Here is a 25,062-nt window from a genome sequence, read left to right as displayed (position 1 = left end):
TCAGAACGTCACCCGCACGCCGCCGGTGCAACGCCGGCCGAACGTCTCGTGCTCGATCGTGTAGGCCGAAGATCCGACATAGCGACGGCCCGGACCGTTCAGCAGGTTGGCGAAATCGCCGTAGATCTCGACATTGCCGTTGATCGCGTAGCGGACGGACGCGTCGAGTTCGTTGTCCTTGGCCCAGTAGAAATCGCCGCCATCGACTCCGCGGACGACGCCACCGATCGTGTCCTCCGCGCCGATCGCATCGAGCCACGCCGACCGGTTCTGATAGGAAACGCGGGCCGAGAAGCCGTATTTCTCATAATAGGCGATCAGATTGTAGATCGCATCCGATGCGCCGGGCAGGCGAACTTTCCGCGAAGGGATCGCGCCGGTTGCCGGCGTATCGGCGCGGCTCTTGTTGATCGTCGCGTTGAGCTGGACGCCGAAGCCGCCCATCCAGTCTGGCAGGCCGAGATCGGCGGTGAAGGGGTCGAGCTGCTGCTGGATCGCGCCCTCGATCCCCATGATATAGCCTTTGCCGCCGTTGATGATGGTCGAGTAGACATAGCCCGACCGATCGACGCCGGCAGCGTTCAGGTTGGTCTGGCCGTAGGTCCGGGTCGAGTCGAACAGGACATCGGTGACGTCCTTGTAGTACGCGCCGATCGACAGGAAGCCGCGCGGCATCGTGTAATATTCGACATAGAGATCGACGCCCTTGGCCTTTTCGGGCTTCGCGTCGGGGTTACCGCCGGAGATGGTCGCGTTCGCGTCGTTGATGCTGAGATTGGGGCGCAACTGATCGTAGTCGGGACGTGCGGCGCCGGTGTTGAACGACAGCCGCGCCTTCATCCGATCATTGACGTCCCAGTTCACGTGGAGGCTGGGGTAGACCAAAGTCTGACTCGATTTCACGTCGATCAGGCCGAGCGACGAGAACGCACGAGCGTCGTTGCGGATATGCTCGACGCGCGCGCCACCGATGACGCTGCCCCAGTTGGTGGTGGTCGTCGCCATCGCGTAAGCGGAATAGACCTTCTCGCCGACATCGTAGAAATTGGCGTCGGTGGACACGAACGGGCTGACCGCCTTGGCTTGATCGACCAGCGCCAGGATCTTGTCCCGATCGAAATACTGGAAGGTATAGCCGAGCGGGATCTCGCCCTGGAACCCGCCCGGCTTGGCGATTGCCGCGTACCCGGTTGGAATGCCGGCCGCGGCGAACTGGGCCGGCGTGCTCAGCTCGAGCAGATACTCGTTCGCGGTCTTGGTACGATCGTCGTAGCGGAGACCGGCCGCGAACACCGTCTGCGCGCCGAACACCGAGGCTTCGCGGCTGATGTCGAGCTTGGCGGTATAGGCTTCGGTCACGTCCTGCGCCTTCAGCGACCGCAGGCGTGCGAGGGTGCGCGGGAAGTCTTCGATCGCCGTGACCTGCGCGCCGCGCGAGAAGGTGCCGTCGGGGTTGCGGATCGTGCGGAACAGCTGGACCTTGGCGAGCTGTGGGTCGGTCAGGTCATAACCTACCGTCAGGCGGTTGGCGGCGTTCGCGCCGTTGGTGCCGAACGACGGGCTGTCATAGTTCAGCTGTGCAGGCTGCGACCGGTCGTCGATCGAACGCGTGAAATTACCGCGCCATTTCACGTTCCAGGCGCCCAATTCGTGATCGCCGCCGATCGTGTTGGTGAACACCGACTGCTTGTATTTGCGTACCGTAAAGTTCGAGTTGAGATCGATTCCGTAGACCGTGCCGAGCAGCGGCGTGTTGCCGGTGCAGACGTCGGCATAGCCGGTCGTGCCCGTCGCGGGTCGTGCGTTGACGGTGCAGGCGGCGGTGCCGTTGGGCGTGCGCGACTGCTGGTCGTCGAGGTCGAAGATGTAGTTGTTACGCTGTTCGTCGTCCTGGAACGCCGAGTAGATCGATTCCGCGAACAGCTTGTGGCCGGGCGCCGGGCGCCAGTCGAGCCGGGTCGACAGCGAGTAGTTTTTACGCGTCAGGCGATACAGCTTGTTCTCGGTCTCGCGAGCCCAGTTGCGCGTCTCGAAACCGGGGCGGCGATCGCGGTCGACCGCTTCGAAATCCGTCTCGAAATTGTCTGTGACCATGCCGCGGCGATACAGGCTGGCGGACGAGACGATGCCGAACTCGCCGATGCCGGTGTCGATCCGGTCGGAGATGACGAGCGAACCCTCATATTCGGTCTTCTTGCCGAGTTCGACATGGCCGACGCCGCCCTTGGCCTGCACCTTCATGCCCGGATAATCGAATGCCGAACGGGTGATGATGTCGACGTTGCCCGCGATCGTCTCGCCGGTCATGTCGGGGGTGACGGCCTTGCGCACGATGATCTGCGAGGCGATCGCCGACGGGATCGAATCGAAGCGTGCGTCGCGACCTTCGGGGCTGACGACGTTGATGCCGTCGATCGACAGCGTGGTCCAGTTGATCGGTGCGCCGCGCAGCGTGATGTAGCGCGCCTGGCCCTGGTCGCGCTGGACGCCGACGCCGGGGAGGCGGCTGACCGCCTGCGCGATATTCTGATCGGGCAGGCGACCGATCGAATCGGAGGCGATGACCGAGACGAGCGAGGGGCTGGTTCGCTGGATCTGAAGCGCGGCGGCTTCGGACTCCGCGATCGGGCGCGAACCGGAGACGACGATCTCGTCGCCCTCGCCCGGATTCGCGCCGACTTCGGTGGTCATCGCAACATCCAGCGTCACGGCGGCATCGGCGACCGTCACGGTCCGATGCGCGTCGGGGAAGCCGACATAGCGGATCACCAGTTCGTGCGTGCCGGCGGGGACACCGACCAGCGAGAACCGCCCGGTGCGATCGACCACGGTCGACAGTTCGAGCGTCGGGATCGAGACCGATGCACCGTCGAGATAGTCGCCGCTGCCTGCCTGCGACACGGTACCGGTGATGCTCCCGAGCGCACGCGGCGCGCCGACCGGGGTCGCGGCGTCGGGACGCGCATAGGCGCTGGTCGCGGTCAGCGAAGTCAGCGCGCAGCCGGTGAGCAGCACATGCGCGAGGACGCGACCGCGGACGCGGGTCGACAGGTTCGATTTCATGGTATTCCCCCGGGTGGTCCCGACTTCTTCAGCCGGCTTGGGAGGCGCGGTAGCGGCCGTGCATGGCACCGACGTTACTTTTGCATGACATTCACATGACAGCGGCGTCATCTGGAATCGTCTCACGTACGCGCGAGGATAAACCTACATTAAACCAACGTTAAAATCGGCGGTCACGCGATTCTTATATTCGTAACGGACGTGCCACGACCGCCGCCTATCGCGCCCTTCAAGGCAAAGACTGCCGAAAAAGGGAAACTCTCGATGTTGAATTCAGCAAGCCTGCGCTTGCGGCTGCTGGCCGGCGCCGCCCTGACGGTCGCGATCGCGTCGCCAGTGCTCGCGGCCCCCGCGCCGACCGCCGCCAAGGATACGGCGCCCGCTGCCGCTGCCGCAGACCCCGTGATCGATCCGGCCCCCGCCACTGCGGAGCCCGCCGACCAGACCGGTCTTGGCGAGATCGTCGTCACCGCGACCAAGCGCGAGACGAACCTGCAAAAGACGCCGATCGCGATCAACGTCCTGAGCAGCCAGGCGCTGACGGATCGCCACGTCCAGAGCCTGTACGATCTCGCCGACGGCGCCGTGCCGTCGTTGCGCGTCGCGACGTTCGAGGCGCGCCAGTCCGCGCTGACGATCGGTATCCGCGGCATCGTTCCGCTCGACGCCAACCAGCCCGCGCGCGAGCAGGGCGTCGGCGTCTATATCGACGGTGTCTATCTCGGCCGCCAGCACGGCCTGAACGCGGCGCTGTTCGACGTCGACCGGATCGAAGTCCTCAAGGGCCCGCAGGGCACGCTGTTCGGTCGCAACACCGAAGGCGGCGCGCTCAGCATCGTCACCAAGGGCCCGAGCGGCAAATGGGGCGGCAGCGCGACCGGCGGGATCGCGAACTACGGTAGCTATAACGGTACGCTGCATGTCGACCTGCCCGAAACGTACGGCGTGTCGCTGAAGCTCGACGGCGTCATCCAGCATCAGGACGCGACCACCAAGAACCCGCTCGCGGACCAGACCGGCTTCAACTATTATCATCGCCGCGGCTTCAAGGCGACTGCACGCGTCCGTCCGATCTCGGGCATGACCGCCGATTTCAGCTACGATAACGGCTACGACTCGAACAGCCCGTTCTACAGCCAGTTGCTCAACGTGAACCCGAACGGGTGCAAGGCCGGTGCGCAATCCGCGTCCCCTGCTTGCGCGCTGCCCGGCACCAACTACACGACGCTGACCGGCAGCGTGAAGCCACTCCCGAGCCAGGTCGTCGTCAATGGCGACAGCCGGATGAAGGTCGCCGACATCGGCGTCCCGCAGCAACCGAGCATCGACAAGACGCACGGCTTCACGTCGAATATCCGCTGGGATGTCGCCCCCGAGATCGAACTTCGCTCGATCACCGCGTGGCGCGGCGTGAACGCGACGCAGTACGACAATAGCGGCGGCTATCACCGCGTGCCCGTCGTTGCCGCTGGCTGCGTCGGCAGTGCGTGCAACTTCAGCCGCTACAGCCTCGCCGACCTCCACCAGAACCAGTTCAGCCAGGAATTCCAGGCGGTCGGCACGGTCGGCCAGTTCGATTACGTCGCCGGGCTGTATTACTTCAACGAGCACATCAGCGACGACGCGGCGACGCCGAACTCGCTGGCGTTCAATTCGGCGCTGACGACGATCTCGGTGCTCGATCCCTGCACCGGGTCGGGCGGGTTCGGCTCGCTCGTGGGCTGTCGCTCGATCGATCGTGCCTCCGAAGTGCATTCGAAGAGCTATGCCGGTTACGGCCAGGTCACCTGGAACGCGACCGACCGCGTTCACCTGACCGCCGGTGGCCGCTACACGCGCGACGAGAAGCAGGGCGTGCTGCATTTCTCGCGTAATCTGAACTACGACACGGCGACCCAGGACCAGTTGACCGCCGCCGGCTATGCGCCGCTCGACGCCACTTGGAACCGCTTCAATCCGATGGCGACGCTCGCCTATGACGCCAGTGACACGGTCCACGTCTATGCAAAATACGCGACCGGCTACCGTGCCGGCGGTGCCAGCTCGCGGACGTCCAACTACCAGACGTTCAACCCCGAGGACGTGAAGTCGTACGAGATCGGCGCGAAGACCGATTTCTGGAACCACCGTGCGCGCCTGAACCTTGCCGGCTACATCATGGATCGCAAGAACAGCCAGGTCGACATCAGCTCGATCCAGACGACCGCGTCGGGCAGCTTCAACAACCTGGTGACGATCAATGCGCCTGGTATCACCAAGATCCGCGGGATCGAGGCCGACCTGACCGTGCAGCCGGTCGACGGCCTGACGTTGACCGCGGGCTATGCCTATACCTACACCAAGATCCCGCCCGTACTGATCGCGTCGACCGGCGTGTATCAGGACTTCTACATCGTGTTCACGCCGCGCAATGCCGCCAACGGATCGGTCGACTACACGATGCCGGTCGGCGCCATGGACCTCAAGTTCCATCTCGACGGCAACTACTCGCAGGCTACGCAGACCTTCGATCAGTTCGCGACTAAGAACGACCCCGCGTTCATCGCCAACGCGCGTCTCGCCTTGGCGAACATCCACGTCGGCGGCAGCAACGCGGTGACGATCTCGGCCTGGGTCCGCAACCTGTTCGACAAGCAGTACGTGTTCCGCCGCGACCCGTCGAACAGCCTGCCGGGCGCTCCGACGACCAACCTCACATCGGGCAGCGTCAACAACGTGCTGGGCGACTACGGCAATTTCAACGCGCCGCGCACCTACGGCATGGAGGCTTCGGTCAAGTTCTGATCGGGCTTGCCGCGTAAATTGGAAACCCGGGCAGGCGCTCAGCCTGTCCGGGTTTCGTCGTTTCAGCCCTTGGGTAGGGCGATGACGACGCGCAGTCCGGGGGCCGCATCTTCGAGTGCGATCGTGCCGCGGTGAAGCCGGACTATCGCCTGGATCAGGGGCAGTCCAAGGCCGTGCCCTTCGTCGTGGCGGCTGGCGTCGAGCCGCCCGAACCGCCGCAACGCCAGCTTGCGCTGATCCGGCGGAATGCCGGGGCCGGTATCGGTCACCGTAAGCGTGGCAGTCTTGCCGGTGGTCGTGACGCCGATCTCGATGCGGGTGCCGGGTGGGGTGTGGCGGAGCGCATTCTCGATCAGGTTCACGAGCATCTGGCCGAGCAGTTGGCGATCGCCGACGATCTCGGCGACGGGCGATGTTTCCAGCGTCAGCGTCCGGCCGCCATCGGCGACTACCGGCTGCATCATCGTCGCGATCTCTTCGGCCAGCGCCGCTAGATCGAGCGTCGCGAACGCCGCACGCCGATCGCCGCCTTCGATCTCGGCGATCCGCAGCATCGCCGCGAACATCTCGAGCAGTTCGTCGCTCATCGCGATGGCGGTTTCGAGATCGTCGCGTTGGCTGTCCGTCTGAGCCCGACGCAACGCCAGCGCCAACTGGCTGCGCAAGCGTGCCAAGGGCGTGCGAAGATCGTGGGCGATATCGTTGGAGACGTTGCTGATCCCGGCCATCAGCTCCGAGATCCGGTCGAGCATGCGGTTGAAGGCCATCGCCTGGTGCGCGAACTCGCCGCCCGATCGATCGACCGGTACGCGCCGCGACATGTCGCCGTCGATGATCGCGTCGACCGTCCGCCGGGTCTCGCCGATCCGCCGCCCGATCGTAATGACGAAGAACAACAGGCCACCGATGACGACCAGCAGGATCGATCCGAAACCAATGAGGTAGATCCGGACACGTGCCGCATTATAGTCGTCGAACGGTTCGGTCTCGGCGATCGTCACCAGCGTCATGCCGTGCCCGACATCGCGGACCAGCGCACGCCCGGCGGACAGCCCCGCGATCTGGTCCTTCAACGCGACCGTCGAGAACCCCACCGGCAGGCGACGGGGCAAGGCGATGTTGCCGCCGAGCCTGCGACCTGTCGCGTCGAGCAGCAGGAAACCGATATCGCCGGTGTCACGCTCGCGGGTCGCGGCGTTGATCCGCCGGACGAGCTCTTCGGGGCTGCGGTCGCCGGAAATGCCGGCGGCGGCATCGCTCACGACCAGGATGCGGCGATCGACCAGTCGCTCGATCGTGCGTTGCGTCGCGGTGTAGATCGCGAACCCGGTGCCGAGCGTCGCGACGAGGAACGCGATCAGGAACGCCAGCGTCAACGCGCGCAGCGATCGCAGGCGGGTCATCCGCGCAGCATGTATCCGACGCCGCGCACCGTGCGGATGGGATCGTCGCCCCCCGCCGCGGTCAGTTTCACGCGCAGGTGACGCACATAGACGTCGACGATATTGGTGGTCGGGGCAAAGTCGTACCCCCAGACCCGCTCGACCAGCATCGCGCGCGTCAGCACCGCGTCGGCATTGGCGACGAACTCGGCGAGCAGCTTGAACTCGAGCTTGCCGAGATCGAGCGCGACGCCGTCGCGCCACGCCCGGAACTTGGTGGGGCTGACGACGATATCGCCGGCGTGGATCGTGTCGCCGGCGCTCCCGGTCCAGCCGCGCCCGCGCATCAGCGCGAGCAGGCGTGCGTTCAGCTCGACCGCGGCAATCGGCTTGACCACATAATCGTCCGCGCCCGCCTCCAGCCCCTCGACCTTCTCGACCGAGCGGCCGAGCGCGCTGAGCATGATGACCGGCATCGTGATGTTCGCACTACGCAGCCGCTCCAGCACGGAGATGCCGTCGATCTTCGGCAGCATCCGGTCGAGGATCACCGCGTCGAACGCCTGGCTGTCCACCGCGGCGAGTGCATCTCGTCCATCGGGTGCCACCGTCACGCCGTGATCGAACCCGCGTAGCTCCTCAGCCATCGCCTGCGCGAACACGGCATCGTCCTCGACCAGCAGAATGTTCAGGCTCATCACGGTCTCACTCGGGCAAGCATCCGCCCTATCGTGCTTTGCCGCGCGTACAAGCGTCTTGCGGGCTCAGCCGGAGGTTACAACGCCGTCCGTCGCCTAGCGAGAGCGTCGCATTGGTTCACGCGAAGGCACTAAGGCGCGAAGAGATGAGAAGAATGGGTTCACGCGGAGACGCGGAGAGTTCTCCCGGACCAACGGTCCCCTATCATCGCCGCAAGATGATGAACGACACGCCCGTACCGCCCGCAACACCTCCGCGTCTCCGCGTCTCCGCGTGAACAAATCTTCTTCGCGCCTTCGCGCCTTCGCGTGAACCCGCCTCCTGAAATCCCCCCACCCGTTACGGCAGCAGGATCGTGCTCCCCGAAGTCTCACCCGCCTCGATCGCGCGATGGGCGGCGGCAGCCTCTTCGAGCGGAAAGGTCCGGCCGATCTCCGGCGTGACCGCGCCGTTGTCGAGCATGGCGAACAAGCGGGCGATGCCGGCCTGCCTTTCCTCCGACGTGACGTAATAATCGAACAGCGTCGGCCGCGTCACGAACAGCGAACCTTTCCGCGCGAGGACGCCGATGTTGACACCATCGACCACCCCGCCGGCATTGCCGTAGCTGACGATAAGGCCACGCTTAGCCGCGCTGTCGAGCGACGCGTCCCACGTCGCACGACCAACACCGTCGAGGACCACAGGCACGCCCTTCCCATCCGTGATCTCGCGAACGCGCGCGGCGATCTCCTCCGATTTGTGAAGGATGACGTGATCGGCGCCGGCTTTCTGCGTCCGTGCCGCCTTGTCCTCGCTGCCGACGCTGGCGATCACGGTCGCGCCGATCGCCTTCAGCCAGCCGACCAGGATGTGGCCGACTCCGCCCGCCGCCGCGTGGACGAGGACGGTCTGGCCCGCCTGCACCTTGGCGCAGCGCTCGACCAGGAACTCGGCGGTGCAGCCCTTGAGCAGCATCGCCGCAGCGGTCTGATCGTCGAGCGCGTCGGGAAGCTTGAACAGCTGGTTCGCGGGCAGGTTGCGCTCGGTCGCGTAGGCGCCGCGCGACGGGCCGAAGGTACCGACACGGTCGCCGGGCGCGAAATCGGTCACGCCCTCTCCGACCGCCATCACCACGCCCGCGGCTTCGCTGCCTAGCCCCGAGGGCAGGTCGATCGGGTACACGCCGCTGCGGTGGTACGTGTCGATATAGTTCAGCCCGACCGCGGTGTTGCGCATCCAGACCTCGCCCTTGCCCGGCGGGGGCAACTCGACGTCGCGCCACTGGATGACCTCCGGACCGCCGGTCTTCTCGATGAATGCCACTCTCGCCATGCCGGCCTCCTGATAAATTTCCCGGTCAACCTACGGCATGCGTTTCGGGTTGCAACCGATCTCCGGCGAGCCCATTCCTTGGCGAGACAAGATGCGGAGAGGCACGATGAAAAGCTATTTAAAGCAGTATATTGACGGCGCTTGGGTCGATAGCGAGGGCGGCGCCGTCTATCAGGTGATCGACCCGTCGACCGAGCAGCCGTGCACCGAAGTCACGCTGGGCACCGCCGCCGATGTCGACAAGGCCGTCGCCGCGGCGCGCTCGGCGTTCGAAAGCTGGAGCCAGACGAGCGTGCAGGAACGCCTCGATGTGCTCGGCCGGATCATGACCGAATACAAGGCGCGGATGCCGGATCTGGCGAAGGCGATGTCGCAGGAGATGGGCGCCCCGATGGCGCTCGCTTCGATGGCGCAGGCGCCCACCGGGCTCGCGCATTTCTCGGCAACCGCAAAGGCGCTGGCGGCGTTCGAATTCTCCGAGACGATTGGCAAGGCAACCGTGGTGCACGAGCCGCTCGGCGTCGTCGCGATGATCACCCCGTGGAACTGGCCGCTGAACCAGATTTGCGCGAAGGTCGCCCCTGCCCTCGCGGCGGGCGACACTATGATCCTGAAACCGTCCGAGGAAGCGCCGTCGTGCGCGGTGATCCTGGCGGAGATCATGGATGCGGCGGGCGTACCGGCAGGGGTGTTCAACCTGATCAACGGTGACGGTCCCGGCGTCGGCGCAGCATTGTGCGCGCACCGCGACGTCGACATGGTGAGCTTCACCGGCTCGACCCGCGCCGGCATCGCGGTCGCTTTGGCAGCCGCGCCGACCGTGAAGCGGGTGCATCAGGAGCTTGGCGGCAAGGCGGCGAACCTCGTGCTCGAGGGCTCCGACCTTGCGACCGTCCTGCCGCCGACTGTCGCGGGCGTGCTCGCCAATTCCGGCCAGAGCTGCATCGCTCCAACTCGCCTGCTCGTGCATGCCAGCCAAGTCGCGGAGGCGACCGCGATCGTGAAGTCGATGATGGAGCAGACCAAGGTCGGCGATCCCGCCGAGATGGGCCAGCACATCGGCCCGGTCGTCAACAAGGCGCAGTTCGACAAGATCCAGGGGTTGATCCAGTCGGCGATCGATGAAGGCGCCACGCTGGTGACCGGCGGTGTCGGACGTCCGGACGGGCGCAACGCAGGATATTACATCCAGCCGACGCTGTTCACCGACGTGCGTCCCGACATGCGGATCGCGCAGGAGGAGACGTTCGGTCCGGTTGCGACGATCACGTCGTACGCGAATCAGGACGAGGGCATCCGCATTGCCAACGCCACCGAATACGGGCTGTCGGCGACGATCTCGGGTGATCCGGCGGCGGCGGCGAAGGTCGCACCGAAGTTGCGCGCGGGGCTGGTGACGATCAACTCGTGGAGCCCGGACATCGGCGCGCCGTTCGGGGGGTACAAGCAGTCGGGCAATGGTCGTGAGAACGGGCGGTATGGGCTGACGGACTTCATGGAGGTGAAGACGATCACTGGACTGCCGGGTGACGTGCGCGAAGGGAAACCAGCCGAAGCGGGGGCGTAACCTCCAAGGCCCTTTCCCGTCGGGGAAGGGCCTTCAATCCAGGTTAGGACGAAGCCAGCGTTCGGCGGTCTTCAGGTCGGCGCCACGTCGTGCCGCGTAATCCTCAAGCTGGTCGCGGCCGACGCGGGCTACCCCGAAATACTCTGCTTGCGGGTGACCGAAATAGAAGCCCGAGACGGCGGCGGTCGGGAACATCGCAAAGCTTTCGGTCAGTTCGAGGCCGGTCGCGGTTTCGGCGTCGAGCAGGTCGAACAGGATCGGCTTGAGGCTGTGATCCGGGCATGCGGGATAGCCCGGCGCGGGGCGGATGCCGCGATACTGTTCCTTGATCATCGCGTCGTTGGTGAGCTGTTCGTCGGGCGCGTAGCCCCAGAGATCGGTGCGGACGTGCTTGTGGAGACGTTCGGCGAAGGCCTCGGCGAAGCGGTCGGCGAGTGCCTTCAGCAGGATGTCGTTATAGTCGTCGTTGTCCGCCTTGAAGCGCGCGATGTGCTCGTCGATCCCGTGGATGCCGACTGCGAAGCCGCCGAACCAGTCGTCCTGCGTGTCGACGAAATCGGCGAGGCACATGTTGGCGCGGCCCTCGCGCTTGGCGATCTGCTGGCGGAGCATGGAGAGCCTTACCTCTTCCCCCCCGCCCGCTTGCGGGAGGGGGTTGGGGGGTGGGCTAGCGCCATCCTGAAGCGTGCCGGTGGAGGAGAGCGCGTGCCCACCCCCGGCCCCTCCCGCTTGCGGGAGGGGGGAAGCAGTGACCACCAGGTCATCACCCTCGCGGCGCGCCGGCCACAGCCCCGCGACCCCGCGCGGGGTCAGCCACTTCTCCGCGACGATCGTATCGAGCATCGCCTGCGCATCCGCATACAGCGAACTCGCACTCTCGCCGACCACCTCGTCGGTCAGGATCGCCGGGAAATTTCCCGCCAGCTCCCACGCGCGAAAGAACGGCGTCCAGTCGATATAGTCGCGCAGATCCGACAGATCCCAGTCCGCGAACACATGCACGCCGGGCTTCACCGGCGCAGGCGGCTTCATCGCGAAGTCCGCCACGAACCCTCGCGCACGAGCGGTTTCCAACGGCAAAAGCTCGCTCTGCCCCTTGTTCGCCCGCGAAATCCGCACCGCCTCATATTCGTCCGCGGTCTTCGTCACGAACTCGTCGCGGATCGTGTCCGACACCAGCGTCGACGCGACACCTACCGCACGGCTCGCATCGAGCACGTGTACCACCGGGCCGTCGTACGCCGGCGCAATCCTGAGCGCGGTATGCACCTTCGACGTCGTCGCGCCGCCGATCAGCAGCGGCATCGTCATGCCGGCGCGCTTCATCTCTTCGGCGACGGTTACCATCTCGTCGAGCGACGGCGTGATGAGCCCGCTCAGCCCGATCATGTCCGCGTCGTTCTCGTTCGCGGACTCGAGGATCTTCGACCACGGCACCATGACGCCGAGATCGACCACGTCGAAGCCGTTGCACTGGAGCACCACGCCGACGATGTTCTTGCCGATGTCGTGCACGTCGCCCTTGACGGTCGCCATGATGATCTTGCCCTTGCCGCGCGCGCCGGGCTCCTTCATCGCCTCGATGTACGGCAGCAGATGCGCGACCGCCTTCTTCATCACGCGCGCCGACTTGACGACCTGCGGCAGGAACATCTTGCCCGATCCGAACAGGTCTCCGACGACGTTCATGCCGTCCATCAGCGGGCCTTCGATGACCTCGATCGGACGGCCGTTGTTGCCGTCGATGATCAGCCGTGCTTCCTCGGTATCTTCTACGACGTGGAGGTCGATGCCTTTCACGAGCGCGTATTCGAGCCGCTTGTTAACGCTCAGCGAGCGCCATTCCGCAGCCGCCTTCTCGGCGACCACGTCGGTGCCGCGGTAACGTTCGGCGAGCGCGACGAGCCGGTCGCCGGCCTCGGGATCGGTGTTGAGCACGACGTCCTCGACCGCCTGGCGCAGTTCGGGATCGATATCGTCGTAGATGTCGAGCTGGCCGGCATTGACGATCGCCATGTCCATGCCCGCGGGGATCGCGTAATACAGGAACACGCTGTGCATCGCGCGGCGCACGGGTTCGTTGCCGCGGAACGAGAAGCTGAAGTTCGAGAGCCCGCCCGAGATATGGACGTGTGGGCAGCGCGCCTTGATCTCCTTGCATGCCTCGATGAAGTCGACGCCGTAGTTGTTGTGCTCCTCGATCCCCGTGGCGACCGCGAACACGTTGGGATCGAAGATAATGTCCTCAGGGGGAAAGCCGATCCCGACGAGCAGCTTGTACGCGCGCTCGCAGATCTCGACTTTCCGCTCCTTGGTGTCCGCCTGGCCAACCTCGTCGAACGCCATCACGACGACCGCCGCACCGTACGCCATGCACTTGCGCGCCTGGCTTAGGAACTGCTCCTCGCCCTCCTTCATGCTGATCGAATTGACGATCGGCTTGCCGCTGACGCACTTCAGGCCGGCCTCGATCACGCTCCATTTCGAGCTGTCGACCATGAACGGGATGCGCGCGATGTCGGGCTCGGCGGCGATCAGCTTCAGGAACGTCGTCATCGCGTGGTGCGCGTCGAGCAGCCCCTCGTCCATGTTGACGTCGAGCACCTGCGCGCCGCTCTCGACCTGCTGGCGCGCGACCTCGACCGCGGCGGGATAGTCGCCCGCCATGATCAGCTTCTTGAAGCGCGCCGAGCCGGTGACGTTGGTGCGCTCGCCGATGTTGACGAAAGAGGTGGAGGAAGAGGTCATCGGTTCGTTTCTTCTAGCCCCCTCTCCCCTCCGGGGAGAGGGTTGGGGTGAGGGGTAGTTGGGGAGGGTAGCGTTTGTGGCGCCCCTTACCCCGGCCCTCTCCCCGGCGGGGAGAGGGAGCAGTGGCCTAAGCGGCCATCGTGAACGGTTCGAGGCCGGCGAGCTTGGTGCGCACTTCCGGCCGAGCGACAACCCGCGGTTCGAGCCCGCGCACGCCGTCAGCCATCGCCTTGATATGGGCCGGCGTCGACCCGCAGCAGCCACCGAGCACGTTGACCTGCTTGGCCACCGCCCACTCGCCGACGAGGCCAGCGGTCGTCGCCGGCTGCTCGTCATACTCGCCGAGTTCGTTCGGAAGCCCCGCGTTCGGATACACCATGATCAGCGTATCCGCGATCGCCGACAGCGTCTTCACATGCGGCCGCAGCTGCTCCGCGCCGAACGAGCAGTTGAGCCCGATCGTGATCGGCTTGGCGTGCCGCACCGCATGCCAGAACGCCTCGACCGTATGCCCCGATAGGTTGCGCCCGCTGAGGTCGGTCAACGTCATCGACATCATGATCGGCACGTCGCGCCCAAGCGCATCGCCCGCCTCGATCGCCGCCATGATGCCGGCCTTGGCGTTGAGCGTATCGAACACCGTCTCGATCAGGATGAAGTCGACGCCGACCCCCTCGCCGCCTTCGAGCAGTGCGTCGATCTGCTCGCGGTACACGCCCTTGAGATAATCGAAGTCGATCTCGCGAAAGCCGGGATCGTTGACGTCGGGCGACAGCGACAGCGTCTTGTTGGTCGGCCCGATCGCGCCGGCGACGAAGCGCGGGCGGCCGTCCTTCGCCTCGTACTCGGTGGCGAGCGCACGCGCGATCCGCGCGGACTCGACGTTGATCTCGCGCACCAGATGCTCGGCACCATAGTCCGCCTGCGAGATGACGTTCGCGCTGAACGTGTTGGTCGAGACGATGTCCGACCCCGCCTCGAGATATTCGCGCGTGATCGTCTCGGGGACGTCCGGCTTGGTGATCGCCAGGATGTCGTTGTTGCCCTTCTGGTCGTGCGACAAGCCGAGCGACCCTGCGTAAGCCGCCTCGTCGAGCTTCCAGTTCTGGATCTCGGTGCCGAACGCGCCGTCGGTGATCAGGATGCGCTTGGCGGCTTCCGCGTTGAAACGTTCACGTGGTGTCATCGACAATCTCCTCCCCTCCCGCTGGCGGGAGGGGTCGGGGGAGGGAAGTGCCGCAAACGAGACGGTCGGGTTGGGCCAGCCCCTCCCCTAACCCCTCCCGCAGGCGGGAGGGGAATTACGCCGCGGCGACCTTTTCGGCCGGCTTCGCGCGAACACCGAGCATGTGGCAGATCGCGTAGGCCAGCTCCGCGCGGTTGAGCGTGTAGAAGTGGAAGTCCTTCACCCCGCCCGCATAGAGCCGCCGGCACATCTCGGCCGCGATCGTCGCTGCCACCAGCTGCCGCGCCGACGGATGATCGTCGAGCCCTTCAAACAACCGGTCCATCCACGCCGGAATTTCCGCACCGCAGAGGCCCGCGAACTTCCGAGTCTGCGCGACGTTCGACACCGGCAGGATTCCCGGCAGGATCTGCGCGGTGATCCCTGCGGCTGCAACCCGGTCGCGAAACCGGAAATACGCCTCGGGCGAGAAGAAGAACTGCGTGATCGCACGGGTCGCACCCGCATCGATCTTGCGCTTCAGATTGTCGATATCCGCGTCGTGCCCGCCCGATTCCGGATGGCACTCGGGATACGCCGCGACCGAGATCTCGAACGGATGCAGCTTCCGCAGACCAGCGACCAGAGCCGCCGCATTCTCATACCCGCCCGGATGCGCTTGATAGGGCTGACCCAAGGTTGGCATATCGCCGCGCAACGCGACGATGTGGCGAACGCCCGCCGCCCAATATTCCTCGGCCACCTGGTCGATCTCGGCCCTGGTCGCCTCGACGCAGGTCAGATGCGCGGCAGCGTTCATCGACGTCTCGCGCTGGATCCGCGCCACCGTCGCATGCGTGCGCTCGCGCGTGGAGCCGCCAGCGCCATAGGTGACAGACACGAAATCGGGGCCAAGCGGCTCTAGCGTGCGGATCGCCTCCCAGAGCTGCGCGTCCATCTTCTCGCTCTTCGGCGGGAAGAACTCGAAGCTGACGCCGACATCTCCGGCGAGATCCGCGAACAGCGGTTCTTCGAGCGCGCGGCGCGCTTCGGCCAGTTGGGGGATCGAAATGTTCGTCATGCCGCCTTCACCTCACGCAAGCTCGTGCCGATCTTCCGGCCGAGCCATAATTTCACCGTCAACTCGCCGCCCTCGAGCGTCCCGACGCGCGCCGTCTGCAAGCCTGCCGCCTCGAACCACGCCGCCATCTGCTCGTCCGCGAACCCCAGGCGCGTGTGCGCATCGCGCAACCGCAGTTCCTCGCGGTCGTGGCTAGCGAAGTCAGCGATCAGCAACCGTCCGCCGGGAGCGAGCACCCGCGCCGCCTCGCTCACCGCAGCCCCCGGCTGCTGCGCGAAATGCAGGACGTGATGCAGGATCGCGACGTCCGCTGCGGCATCCGCCATCGGTAGCGCGTACAGGTCCGCCTGCCGCAGTTCGGCATGCGTCATGTCGTGCAGCTTGGCCCGCGCGAGCCGCAGCATCTCCGAACTGCGATCGATCCCGAGCGCGACCGTCGCGCGTCCGCCGAACAGTTCGAGCATCCGCCCGGTGCCCGTACCGATGTCGATCAGCGTGCCGACCGGCGCATCGCCGAGCACGGCCGCCATCGCCGCCTCGACCTCGCTATCGGCGACATGCAGCGACCGGATCGCGTCCCACTCGTCGGCATGCCCTTCGAACCACGCCGCAGCACTCGCCGCCCGGTCCGCACGCACGGCCGCAAGCCGTGCTGCATCCGCGACCGCCCAATGGTCCGGCTCGGTCTTTGCCCATACGTCGAGCGAACGCGCGACCGGCTCGACCACGTCCGCAGACCCCAGCGCGACGAACACCCAGCTACCCTCCTTGCGACGCTCGGCAAGTCCGGCGTCGCACAGGATCTTCACATGGCGCGAGACGCGCGGCTGGCTCTGTCCGAGCACCTGCGCGAGCTCGCCGACCGACAGCTCCATCCGCCGCAGCAGCGCAAGGATCCGCAACCGGGTCGCGTCCGCCAAAGCACGGAAGATTTCGAGCGCCATCGTCATATGAGGACATATAAAGAATTCTTTATATGAGGTCAACGCGGGCGTGTGCGTCTCGAACATTACCGATCGCCGCCCGCGACTTATCGCATCGCGGCCGATCGTGACGGATCGGAAACGCTTCGTCCGCGTTCGATTGCGCTATGGGCTGGGCATTCCCCGGTCCACAAGACGACATCCACGGGAGTAGATACCTATGAAGAAGTTCCTGATCCCCGCCCTGGCGCTCACCGCCGGCCTCGCAGCTTGCAGCAACAACGCGCAGGACCAGACCGCACAGGCGGCCAACGCAATCGCCGCCGATGCAAGCGCGACCACCGCCAATGCCGTCGACGACGTCAGCGCCGCCAGCGATCGCGCGCTGGGCTCAGCCGAGCGTTCGCTCGACAATGCCGGTGCCCGCATCGACAACTCGACCGATCACCTCGACGCCAAGACCGACCGCGCCGGTGACCGGATCGAGGCCGGTGCACATCGTGCAGGCGCGTCCATCAGCAACGGTGCGGACCGTGCGACCGACGCGACCGGCAACGCGCTGACCCGCGCCGGCAACGCGATCAAGGACTAACATCTGAATGGACCGCCGCCCGCCTCCCCTCGTCATCCCAGTGAAAGCTGAGATATCCCGCTTCGTGTCCCAGCGACCTAGGCGGGCAGATGCCAGCGTTCGCCGGCATGGCGTGCTAGGTTTGGCGGCGGTCCTGTTCCCTGCTTTGCTCGCGGCGTGCTCGTCGGCGAGCGAACCCGGCGCCGTCACCGCCGACGAAGCGCACCAGTTGAACGAAGCCGCCGCGATGCTCGATGCGAACAGCGTCGACCTGAACGCGGTCGCCGCCGCTCCTGAAGATACCGAACTCCCCTCGAATCAAAGCGACCAGACCCGATGACCCTCCGCCGCCTCGGCTCGACCGATCTGAAGATCGCCCCGCTCATTCTCGGCGGCAACGTGTTCGGCTGGACCGCCGACCGCGCCGCCAGCTTCGCCGTGCTCGATGCGTTCGTCGCTGGCGGCGGCACGATGATCGACACCGCCGACGTCTATTCGGCGTGGGTCGACGGCCATCAGGGCGGCGAATCCGAGAGCATGATCGGCGAATGGCTGAAGGTCAGCGGCAAGCGCGACGACGTCCTCATCGCGACCAAGGTCGGCATGCTCCCCGGTGAAGGCGGCGAGAAGCTCGCCCCGGCGCGCATCGCCGCCGCCGCCGAAGCCTCGCTGAAGCGCCTCGATACCGATCGCATCGACCTGTATTACGCGCACCAGGACGACGATTCGCAGACGCAGGAGGCTGTCCTCGAAGCGTTCGGCAAGCTGGTCGATGCGGGGAAAGTCCGCGTGATCGGCGCATCAAACTTCCACGCCGCTCGCCTCAAGTCTGCGGTCGAGGCGGCCAAGACCTCGGACCTGCCGCGCTATCATGTGCTCCAGCCCGAATATAATCTCGTCAGCCGCACCAAGTTCGAGGGCGAATTGCAGGATTACTGCGTCACCGAGAACATCGGTGTGTTGCCCTATTACGGCCTCGCTTCGGGTTTCCTCACCGGGAAGTATCGGACCAAGGACGATCTCGGCCAGAGCGTCCGCGGCGGACGCATGGGTGAACTGCTCGAAGGCAAGGGGAAGTCCGTCCTCGATGCGATGGACTCGGTGGTCGAAGCTACCGGCGCGACCCACGCACAGGTCGCGCTCGCATGGCTGATGGCGCAGCCTGGCGTTACCGCGCCGATCGCTAGCGCGACGAGCGTGAAGCAGATCGAAGACCTGTTGGCTGCGATGACGCTGGAATTGTCGAAGGATCAGTTGGACGCGCTGATGGTCGCTGGCGCCTGACCACTTGATCCCCCCCGCAAGGGGGAGGTGTCGCCGGAGGTGACGGAGGGAGGACGAGGGAACAGCGGTTTCGCCTTCCTCCCCCTCCGTCAGGCAAGCGCCTGCCACCTCCCCCTTGCGGGGGAGGATCGTTTAGTCTCCGGCAAACGTCAGCGCCGAGGTCCGCCGTTCGCGCTCGTTGATCAGCAGCGCCCGCCCCGCCGGCGCGACAGACCGTTGCGGGCAATCGTTGCGGAAACAGGCGCGGCAGCCGAGCCCGATCGGCATCGCCCTGCCCGCCAGATCGAAACCGCTTGCCGCCGCCAGCACGCCCGCCTGCGCCGGCGCGACCCCGAGACCGATCGCGAACTCGGCATGCACTGCGCCAAAGCGGCTGCCCTGCGGCGTCACGGTGCGCGCCATCGTCAGCCAGCGCGCGCCGTCCTCCAGTTCGACCAGCTGCACCATAAGGGTGCCCGGCCGGTCGAACGCATGGTGCAGTCGCCACAACGGGCAGCGGCCGTCCGCCTCGACCAGCGCCGCACCGCTGGCGCCGGGATAGCGCTTCGACGCCTGCCCCGCCCGATCGATGCGGATCATGAAGAACGGCAGGCCGCGTGCGCCGACGCGCTGCAACGTCGTCAGCCGGTGCGCGACCTGTTCGAAGCCAGCGCCGAACCGGCGTTGCAACAGTTCGATGTCGTACCCCGTCGTCTCGCATCCACGGAGGAACCTGGCGTAGGGCATCATCAGCGCGGCGGCGAAATAGCCGAGGAGGTGACGGCGATATAGCCTTTCCGCGGCGCGATCGGTGAACCCGGCGCCTTTCGCGAGCGCATCGATCTCCGCCTTCGCCTCGATCTGGCCGAGCTGGAACGCGACCGCGAACGTGCGCGAGGCCGGGTCGAGCATCTCGCTCAACTGCAATTGCCGCGCGTGCAGGTCTAGTCGGCGGAGCGTGTCGGGGAGCACGTCGGCGGGCAGCACGCGGATCGTCAACCCGTGCTTGGCGCGCAACCGCTCGGCAATCGCGCCGTAGAGATCGCCCGCACCGAGCCGCAACTCGTCGGCCAGCGCTTCGGCCGCGGCATCGAGATCGGCGAAATGATTCCGCCAGCGCTCGATCTCGCGACGGACAAGCGTGACCGGATCGTCGCCCGCCTCGACCACGGCGCCGCCGCCGATCCGGTCGAACACGCGGGCGAACGCCGCCGCGCCGCCGGGGGCACTGGCGAGCCACTCCTCGACTTCGTTGCGATCGATCTCGAGGTCGGCGAACATCGGGTCCGCCAGCCGTCGCCGGATCGCTTCCGCACCGCCGCCCGGCTCACCCGCCGCCAGTGAACGCGGATCGAAATCGAAGCTCTCGGCGAGCTTGATTAGCAAGGTCGCGGAGATCGGCCGCTGGTTACGCTCGACGAGATTGAGATAGCTCGGGCTGATCGCGAGCATGTCGGCCATCGCCGCCTGAGTCAGCCCCGCCCCGCGTCGCAAGCGACGGATCGCATGCCCCGCCAGCAATTTCCGTTCCGCCATCGCAAACCCTCCTGTCACGATGTTTACAGAACGACACGTGTTCCACAAGCAGGGCGGACACCGCGACGTTGCGGCGGCGTGGGACGGCCTTCCAACTTGCCGGCCTCGAACGCTATTGCCTGTGCATCGCCTCTCTCGGCACATGATGCATGTAAAGAGAGAGACAAGACGATCATCGAAGGAGGCAAGCCATGCAGACGACTACCGAACAACCCCGCGCCCGCGCCGTCTTCTCGACCAACGATTTCGCGCTGATGAAGGAAGTGCTCGGCGAGATGATCAGTAAGACCTCGATCGACGACGAACGGCTGACGCGGATGAGTGCGCTGTACCACCGCCTCGGCCGGCTCGGCTAAACCGCTCTACAAAGTTTCCTGGGGAGGAAAGGATCCCGCCGGTGGCTCGTCCATCGGCGGGTATTCCTGTTTCTTCCGACTTCACCCCTCCCTGAAAGGGAGGGGTTGGGGGTGGGTCGGCCCGCTCGTGTCGCACCAGGTCGAGAAATGCGGAAACCTACCCACCCCCGGCCCCTCCCTTCCAGGGAGGGGGGAAGGGGGATCCGCCCTGAAATTCTGTCTCTTTTCAACACGCCCCCCTCGTGTAGGACGGCGACATGGCCAAGACACTGACCGCTCGCATCAAGGACGACATCGTCCTCTACGGCGCCCTCGCCGCCAATCTCGGGATCGGCGTGGCGAAATTCGTCGCCGCCGGGATGACCGGATCGTCGTCGATGCTGACCGAGGGTTTTCACTCGGTGGTCGACAGCGGCAACCAGGTGTTGCTGCTCTACGGTCAGAAAAAGGCCAAGCGCCCCGCCGACGAAGCGCACCCGTTCGGCTATGGTCGCGAGCTGTATTTCTGGGCGTTCGTCGTCGCGATCCTGATCTTCGCGATTGGCGCGGGTGTGTCGATCTTCGAGGGCTGGCGACATATCCAGGAGCCCGAGCCGCTCACCAGCCCGACCATCAACTACGTCGTGCTCGCAATCTCGTTCGCACTCGAGGGCAGCAGCTGGACGATCGCGGTGCGCGAATTCTCGAAGTCGAAGGGCGACATGGGCTGGTGGCAGGCGATCCATCGGTCGAAGGATCCGGCCGGTTTCATCGTGCTGTTCGAGGATTCCGCGGCACTGGCGGGCCTCGTCATCGCCGGGATCGGCATCTGGGCGAGCCATGCGTTCAACGATCCACGGATCGATGGCGCCGCCTCGATCGCGATCGGCTTGATCCTCGCGCTGGTCGCGGTGTTGCTCGCGCGCGAATCGAAGGGTTTGCTGATCGGCGAGCGCGCCGACCCGGCGGTGATCGCGACGATCCGCAAGATCATCGCAGCCCATCCCGCGATCGTCTCGGTCAATCACGTCCGCACGATCCACACCGCACCCGAGAGCATCTTCGCCGCGATCAGCGCCGACTTCGACGATTCGGTGACGATGGGCGACGGCGAGACGCTGATCGAGGCGATGGAGACCGAGTTGCGTGCCGCCATCCCGATGCTCTCCTCGATCTATATCCGACCAGAGAAGCGCGAGAACGCGACGCTTGCCGCATCCGCTTCGCCTGCCCCGGCGACCGCACAAAATACCACGCAAATCTGATCTAAATCAGACTCATCACACTGGTAAGGCTCGACATTCCAAAATAATATTGGGGCATGAGACCACTTCTTCGGCTGATCGCCCTGTTCTGCCTGTGCCTGGGATACGCGCTTCCCGCACAGGCGGCCGTCACCATCACCTTCTGGAGCCACGAGCTCGGCAACAGCTTCCCGCACGCGTTCTTCACGTTGCGGGGCGTGCCCGACGCAGGCGGCGCGCCGGTCGACGCAAATTACGGCTTCACCGCGAAATCGGTATCGCCAGCGCTGTTGATGGGCCCGGTGTCGGGGATGCTCGATATCGCGAAGCCGACGTACATCAACGGCAGCGACGCGCAGTTCTCGGTGGTGATGACCGACGCGCAATATACGCAGGTGCTGAAGCTGGTCGACTCGTGGAGCGAGGGCAAGCCGGACAGCGTGTACCGTCTCGGCGATCACAATTGCGTGCATTTCGTGAAGGAAGCCGCGCGGATCGTCGGACTGTCGGGGCTCGACCAGCCGAACCTCATGAAGAAGCCGCGTTCGTACCTGAAGGCCGTCAGCGCCGCGAACGTCGGTCGCGTTATTCCGGTCGGGCTGCACGGCAAGGAGTATCTTGCGGGACTTTCGCCGATCGTGCCCTCGGCCACGACCGGTGCCGTAATCGCCACCTCGTCGTCGCCGATGCCGAGCTACCAGCGTTCGACCGTGCCGCCTGCCCAATCGGCGGCCTTGCCACGCTAGTCGGCCGGTACCAGTTCGACGACGTCGAGTACCGACTCGAATTTGGGATATGGCAGCACCACGCGCCAGCGCTTGGTGCCGATCCGTTCGATCAGCCCGGCCATGTCACGGGTCGCATCGCGACCGTAGCGCATCGGGCGCTTTTCATCACCGAGTTCCATGGTGCCGAGGAAGATCGCGCGCGCGTTGGTGTCGGCGAAGATGGTCCCGACGGGACGCTGCGAGCCATCCAGCTTGGTAAGGCTGACCACTGAATTTCCGCCCCCATCGACGTCGCCGCCATCGCCGCCGCCGATCCTGCACGCGAACCATCCGGACGCCATGAAGGTCGGCCCGATCCCGGCGCGCGAACCGAGCTTGAACGTGCGACACCGATAGCTGCCGGTCGGGGGCAGCGGGTCGACGAGCGAGCGATCGGGATCGAACAGGACTGGCTCCTGCCTGATCTCGCGCGGATCGACTTGCGCAAGCGCATCGACCCAGGCGCCCCGCCAGCCTCTCAGCCGACCGCGATCCGCGACGGTCGCGACCCGCCGCCAATCCGTATCGCGATCCTGTCGATCCAGCACCGGGGCGGCGCCCGCTGGCACGATCCCGGCGATCGCCGATACGCACGTCGCCAGCGTCATGCATGCGGCCGTCTTATGCCAAGTCCGCATCATCTTGAATCCCCCACATTTTTCGCATGCTAAGCCTGCCGGGCCAGCGACGGCAATGGCTATTGCCCGACGCGAACGCAGCGCTCGATCACGCTGCCGTCCAGCCGCCGTCCATCGACAAATTGGCGCCGGTGATCGCCTTGGCCTCGTCCCGACACAGGAACAGCGCGAACGCCGCGACCTGTTCGGGGGTGACGAACTCCTTGGTGGGTTGCGCCGCCAACAGCACGTCGTTCATGACCTGGTCGCGCGTCATCCCGCGGGCCGCCATCGTGTCCGGGATCTGGTTCTCGACCAGTGGCGTCCAGACATAGCCGGGCGAGATGCAGTTGACGGTGATGCCGTCGGTCGCGGTCTCCAGCGCGATCGTCTTGGTGAGCCCGGCGATCGCGTGCTTCGCCATGACGTAGGCGGACTTGTTCGGGCTCGCGACCAGCGAGTGCGCGGACGCGGTCGAGATAATCCGGCCCCAGCCCTTGGCGCGCATGTGCGGCACGGCGGCACGCATCATGTGCCAGGCCGAGGACAGGTTAATCGCGATGATCGCGTCGAACTTGTCGATCGGGAAGTCGGCGATCCCCGCGACGTGCTGGATGCCGGCGTTGTTGACGACGATGTCGACGCTGCCGGTCTCGGCCGCGGCCCGCTCGACCATCGCCGCGATCTGGTCGGGCTTGGTCATGTCGGCGGCGTCGTAGAGCGCGATCGCACCGCTGGCCTGCGCCAACGCTGCCCGCTCACGTTCGATCACATCGGCATCGCCGAACCCGTTGAGCACCACTGCTGCGCCTTCGGCGGCGAACGCCTTTGCGTAGGCGAGCCCGATTCCCGACGTGGATCCGGTAATGACCGCGGTCTTGCCCTTCAGGAACATGCATACTCCCCCATCTTGGCGCAGCGTATTCTGCCGCCGTGCAACCCTAGCGCCACCTTGCGCATTTCGTTCCCGAGAAGAAACGAAAAGGGGCATATCCATGCGGCTCGACGATTACGATCCGAACATCAACGTCGAGGACCAGCGCGGGTCGGGCGGCGGAGGCGGCGGCTTTGGCGGCGGCGGTGGCGGCCTGCTGATGGGGCTGTTGCCGATGATCGGCAGCCGCTTCGGGTGCGGCGGGATCGTCGTGGTGCTGATCCTGATGGCAGTGTTTGGCGGCATGGGTGGCCTCGGCGGGCTGCTCGGTGGCGGACAGACGTCGACACCGACAACGCAGAGCGGACCGCGCTCGGGCACCGATACCAAGTCGAGCTGTTCGCTGAACGCCGAAAGCAAGGCTGCCTGCAACGCCTTCAGCTCGGCCGACAATACCTGGGAGGCCATCTTCCAGAAGAACGGCCAGCGGTTCGAAGCACCGAAGCTGGTGTTCTTCGACGGCAATGGCCGCTCGGGTTGCGGTGCGGCGCAGTCGGCGATGGGTCCGTTCTACTGCCCGACCGACCAGGGCATCTATCTCGACACCAGCTTTTTTAACGAACTGTCGACTCGCTTCAAGGCGAACGGCGACTTCGCGCAGGATTACGTGATCGCGCACGAGTTCGGCCATCACATCCAGAAGCTGCTCGGTACCAACGCGCAGGTCCAGCAGGCGCAGCGCCAGGCGAGCGAGACCGAGGGCAATGCGCTGTCGGTGCGGCTCGAACTGCAGGCGGATTGCTACGCCGGTGTGTGGGCGGCGGCGCACAAGACGCGGCTCGAGGCCGGGGATATCCAAGAGGGCATGACCGCGGCGCAGGCGATCGGCGACGATACGTTGCAGAAGCAGTCGCAGGGTCGCGTGGTACCGGACAGCTTTACGCACGGCACCTCGGCACAGCGCCAGTCGTGGCTGAAGCGCGGGTTGGACAGCGGCGATCCGCAGCAGTGCGACACGTTCTCGGGCGCGATCTGAGCTGAGCCTCCCGATCCTCCCCCGCCAGGGGGAGGTGGCTGGCGCTTGCCAGACGGAGGGGGAGGTAAGCGAAACGCCTGTTTCGTGTCCTCC

Annotated in this window: 20 protein-coding genes; 9 read left to right on the top strand and 11 right to left on the bottom strand. The window is 65.7% G+C overall.

Annotation, left to right across the window (positions count from 1 at the left end):
• The gene (locus E5673_RS09630; protein ID WP_168711594.1) at positions 1-3,063 is read right to left on the bottom strand and encodes a TonB-dependent receptor; all 3,063 of its coding nucleotides are present in this window, start codon (positions 3,061-3,063) and stop codon (positions 1-3) included.
• A 264-nt stretch (positions 3,064-3,327) separates the two neighbouring features.
• Here E5673_RS09630 and E5673_RS09625 point away from each other — a divergent pair, with 264 nt between their 5' ends.
• The gene (locus tag E5673_RS09625) at positions 3,328-5,847 is read left to right on the top strand and encodes a TonB-dependent receptor (protein ID WP_136189824.1); all 2,520 of its coding nucleotides are present in this window, start codon (positions 3,328-3,330) and stop codon (positions 5,845-5,847) included.
• A gap of 62 nt (positions 5,848-5,909) precedes the next feature.
• Here E5673_RS09625 and E5673_RS09620 read toward each other — a convergent pair whose 3' ends face one another.
• The 3 genes from E5673_RS09620 to E5673_RS09610 form a co-directional block, all read right to left on the bottom strand.
• The gene (locus tag E5673_RS09620) at positions 5,910-7,250 is read right to left on the bottom strand and encodes an ATP-binding protein (RefSeq protein WP_136189823.1); all 1,341 of its coding nucleotides are present in this window, start codon (positions 7,248-7,250) and stop codon (positions 5,910-5,912) included.
• The gene (locus E5673_RS09615; protein ID WP_210731829.1) at positions 7,247-7,927 is read right to left on the bottom strand and encodes a response regulator transcription factor; all 681 of its coding nucleotides are present in this window, start codon (positions 7,925-7,927) and stop codon (positions 7,247-7,249) included. Before E5673_RS09615 ends, E5673_RS09620 begins: the two co-directional genes overlap by 4 nt.
• A 340-nt stretch (positions 7,928-8,267) precedes the next feature.
• The gene (locus E5673_RS09610; RefSeq protein WP_136189822.1) at positions 8,268-9,242 is read right to left on the bottom strand and encodes a quinone oxidoreductase; all 975 of its coding nucleotides are present in this window, start codon (positions 9,240-9,242) and stop codon (positions 8,268-8,270) included.
• 106 nt (positions 9,243-9,348) lie between these two features.
• Here E5673_RS09610 and E5673_RS09605 point away from each other — a divergent pair, with 106 nt between their 5' ends.
• Complete coding sequence (locus E5673_RS09605; RefSeq protein ID WP_136189821.1) at positions 9,349-10,809, top strand: aldehyde dehydrogenase family protein; 1,461 nt, start codon at positions 9,349-9,351, stop codon at positions 10,807-10,809.
• Between the two features lie 33 nt (positions 10,810-10,842).
• Here E5673_RS09605 and metH read toward each other — a convergent pair whose 3' ends face one another.
• The 4 genes from metH to E5673_RS09585 all read right to left on the bottom strand — a co-directional run bounded on the left by metH (position 10,843) and on the right by E5673_RS09585 (position 16,753).
• The gene (gene metH / locus E5673_RS09600) at positions 10,843-13,557 is read right to left on the bottom strand and encodes a methionine synthase (protein ID WP_136189820.1); all 2,715 of its coding nucleotides are present in this window, start codon (positions 13,555-13,557) and stop codon (positions 10,843-10,845) included.
• 127 nt (positions 13,558-13,684) lie between these two features.
• Complete coding sequence (locus E5673_RS09595; protein WP_136189819.1) at positions 13,685-14,743, bottom strand: homocysteine S-methyltransferase family protein; 1,059 nt, start codon at positions 14,741-14,743, stop codon at positions 13,685-13,687.
• Between the two features lie 115 nt (positions 14,744-14,858).
• Positions 14,859-15,803: a methylenetetrahydrofolate reductase gene (gene metF, locus E5673_RS09590; protein WP_136189818.1), complete on the bottom strand. Its 945-nt coding sequence runs from the start codon at positions 15,801-15,803 to the stop codon at positions 14,859-14,861.
• Positions 15,800-16,753 (bottom strand): metalloregulator ArsR/SmtB family transcription factor, encoded by a 954-nt coding sequence (locus E5673_RS09585; RefSeq protein ID WP_136189817.1) that lies wholly within the window; start codon positions 16,751-16,753, stop codon positions 15,800-15,802. The genes metF and E5673_RS09585 overlap by 4 nt, the downstream gene beginning before the upstream one ends.
• Before the next feature lie 193 nt (positions 16,754-16,946).
• Between E5673_RS09585 and E5673_RS09580 the strand changes: the two genes are divergently transcribed.
• The 3 genes from E5673_RS09580 to E5673_RS09570 all read left to right on the top strand — a co-directional run bounded on the left by E5673_RS09580 (position 16,947) and on the right by E5673_RS09570 (position 18,581).
• The gene (locus tag E5673_RS09580; RefSeq protein ID WP_136189816.1) at positions 16,947-17,318 is read left to right on the top strand and encodes a hypothetical protein; all 372 of its coding nucleotides are present in this window, start codon (positions 16,947-16,949) and stop codon (positions 17,316-17,318) included.
• A 112-nt stretch (positions 17,319-17,430) separates the two neighbouring features.
• Positions 17,431-17,637, top strand: coding sequence for a hypothetical protein (locus tag E5673_RS09575; protein ID WP_136189815.1), 207 nt, complete (start codon positions 17,431-17,433; stop codon positions 17,635-17,637).
• The gene (locus E5673_RS09570) at positions 17,634-18,581 is read left to right on the top strand and encodes an aldo/keto reductase (RefSeq protein ID WP_136189814.1); all 948 of its coding nucleotides are present in this window, start codon (positions 17,634-17,636) and stop codon (positions 18,579-18,581) included. The genes E5673_RS09575 and E5673_RS09570 overlap by 4 nt, the downstream gene beginning before the upstream one ends.
• Positions 18,582-18,713: 132 nt before the next feature.
• Here E5673_RS09570 and E5673_RS09565 read toward each other — a convergent pair whose 3' ends face one another.
• Positions 18,714-20,096 (bottom strand): short-chain fatty acyl-CoA regulator family protein, encoded by a 1,383-nt coding sequence (locus tag E5673_RS09565; RefSeq protein ID WP_136189813.1) that lies wholly within the window; start codon positions 20,094-20,096, stop codon positions 18,714-18,716.
• A gap of 191 nt (positions 20,097-20,287) precedes the next feature.
• Between E5673_RS09565 and E5673_RS19655 the strand changes: the two genes are divergently transcribed.
• The 3 genes from E5673_RS19655 to E5673_RS09555 all read left to right on the top strand — a co-directional run bounded on the left by E5673_RS19655 (position 20,288) and on the right by E5673_RS09555 (position 22,421).
• Positions 20,288-20,452 (top strand): hypothetical protein, encoded by a 165-nt coding sequence (locus E5673_RS19655; protein ID WP_164913371.1) that lies wholly within the window; start codon positions 20,288-20,290, stop codon positions 20,450-20,452.
• Between the two features lie 257 nt (positions 20,453-20,709).
• On the top strand, positions 20,710-21,696 hold the full coding sequence (locus tag E5673_RS09560; RefSeq protein WP_136189812.1) for a cation diffusion facilitator family transporter: 987 nt from the start codon (positions 20,710-20,712) through the stop codon (positions 21,694-21,696).
• Positions 21,697-21,752: 56 nt separating this feature from the next.
• Positions 21,753-22,421, top strand: coding sequence for a hypothetical protein (locus E5673_RS09555; protein WP_136189811.1), 669 nt, complete (start codon positions 21,753-21,755; stop codon positions 22,419-22,421).
• Here E5673_RS09555 and E5673_RS09550 read toward each other — a convergent pair.
• A complete protein-coding gene (locus E5673_RS09550) occupies positions 22,418-23,050 on the bottom strand; it encodes a DUF4893 domain-containing protein (RefSeq protein WP_136189810.1) in 633 nt (210 codons plus the stop codon). The genes E5673_RS09555 and E5673_RS09550 overlap by 4 nt on opposite strands.
• A 118-nt stretch (positions 23,051-23,168) precedes the next feature.
• Positions 23,169-23,954: a 3-hydroxybutyrate dehydrogenase gene (locus E5673_RS09545; RefSeq protein WP_136189809.1), complete on the bottom strand. Its 786-nt coding sequence runs from the start codon at positions 23,952-23,954 to the stop codon at positions 23,169-23,171.
• A 100-nt stretch (positions 23,955-24,054) separates the two neighbouring features.
• Here E5673_RS09545 and E5673_RS09540 point away from each other — a divergent pair, with 100 nt between their 5' ends.
• The gene (locus E5673_RS09540; protein ID WP_136189808.1) at positions 24,055-24,969 is read left to right on the top strand and encodes a neutral zinc metallopeptidase; all 915 of its coding nucleotides are present in this window, start codon (positions 24,055-24,057) and stop codon (positions 24,967-24,969) included.
• Positions 24,970-25,062 lie beyond the last annotated feature (93 nt).

It is taken from the genome of Sphingomonas sp. PAMC26645, assembly GCF_004795835.1.
Taxonomy (GTDB): domain Bacteria; phylum Pseudomonadota; class Alphaproteobacteria; order Sphingomonadales; family Sphingomonadaceae; genus Sphingomonas.
This window is presented reverse-complemented; position numbering and strand designations above follow the sequence as displayed.

What these genes read in the sequence shown, in the direction of transcription:
- E5673_RS09630 (WP_168711594.1), bottom strand. Translation starts at nt 3,063, where the DNA reads ATGAAATCGAACCTGTCGACCCGCGTCCGCGGTCGCGTCCTCGCGCAT.
- E5673_RS09625 (WP_136189824.1), top strand. Translation starts at nt 3,328, where the DNA reads ATGTTGAATTCAGCAAGCCTGCGCTTGCGGCTGCTGGCCGGCGCCGCC.
- E5673_RS09620 (WP_136189823.1), bottom strand. Translation starts at nt 7,250, where the DNA reads ATGACCCGCCTGCGATCGCTGCGCGCGTTGACGCTGGCGTTCCTGATC.
- E5673_RS09615 (WP_210731829.1), bottom strand. Translation starts at nt 7,927, where the DNA reads ATGAGCCTGAACATTCTGCTGGTCGAGGACGATGCCGTGTTCGCGCAG.
- E5673_RS09610 (WP_136189822.1), bottom strand. Translation starts at nt 9,242, where the DNA reads ATGGCGAGAGTGGCATTCATCGAGAAGACCGGCGGTCCGGAGGTCATC.
- E5673_RS09605 (WP_136189821.1), top strand. Translation starts at nt 9,349, where the DNA reads ATGAAAAGCTATTTAAAGCAGTATATTGACGGCGCTTGGGTCGATAGC.
- metH (WP_136189820.1), bottom strand. Translation starts at nt 13,557, where the DNA reads ATGACCTCTTCCTCCACCTCTTTCGTCAACATCGGCGAGCGCACCAAC.
- E5673_RS09595 (WP_136189819.1), bottom strand. Translation starts at nt 14,743, where the DNA reads ATGACACCACGTGAACGTTTCAACGCGGAAGCCGCCAAGCGCATCCTG.
- metF (WP_136189818.1), bottom strand. Translation starts at nt 15,803, where the DNA reads ATGACGAACATTTCGATCCCCCAACTGGCCGAAGCGCGCCGCGCGCTC.
- E5673_RS09585 (WP_136189817.1), bottom strand. Translation starts at nt 16,753, where the DNA reads ATGACGATGGCGCTCGAAATCTTCCGTGCTTTGGCGGACGCGACCCGG.
- E5673_RS09580 (WP_136189816.1), top strand. Translation starts at nt 16,947, where the DNA reads ATGAAGAAGTTCCTGATCCCCGCCCTGGCGCTCACCGCCGGCCTCGCA.
- E5673_RS09570 (WP_136189814.1), top strand. Translation starts at nt 17,634, where the DNA reads ATGACCCTCCGCCGCCTCGGCTCGACCGATCTGAAGATCGCCCCGCTC.
- E5673_RS09565 (WP_136189813.1), bottom strand. Translation starts at nt 20,096, where the DNA reads ATGGCGGAACGGAAATTGCTGGCGGGGCATGCGATCCGTCGCTTGCGA.
- E5673_RS19655 (WP_164913371.1), top strand. Translation starts at nt 20,288, where the DNA reads ATGCAGACGACTACCGAACAACCCCGCGCCCGCGCCGTCTTCTCGACC.
- E5673_RS09560 (WP_136189812.1), top strand. Translation starts at nt 20,710, where the DNA reads ATGGCCAAGACACTGACCGCTCGCATCAAGGACGACATCGTCCTCTAC.
- E5673_RS09555 (WP_136189811.1), top strand. Translation starts at nt 21,753, where the DNA reads ATGAGACCACTTCTTCGGCTGATCGCCCTGTTCTGCCTGTGCCTGGGA.
- E5673_RS09550 (WP_136189810.1), bottom strand. Translation starts at nt 23,050, where the DNA reads ATGACGCTGGCGACGTGCGTATCGGCGATCGCCGGGATCGTGCCAGCG.
- E5673_RS09545 (WP_136189809.1), bottom strand. Translation starts at nt 23,954, where the DNA reads ATGTTCCTGAAGGGCAAGACCGCGGTCATTACCGGATCCACGTCGGGA.
- E5673_RS09540 (WP_136189808.1), top strand. Translation starts at nt 24,055, where the DNA reads ATGCGGCTCGACGATTACGATCCGAACATCAACGTCGAGGACCAGCGC.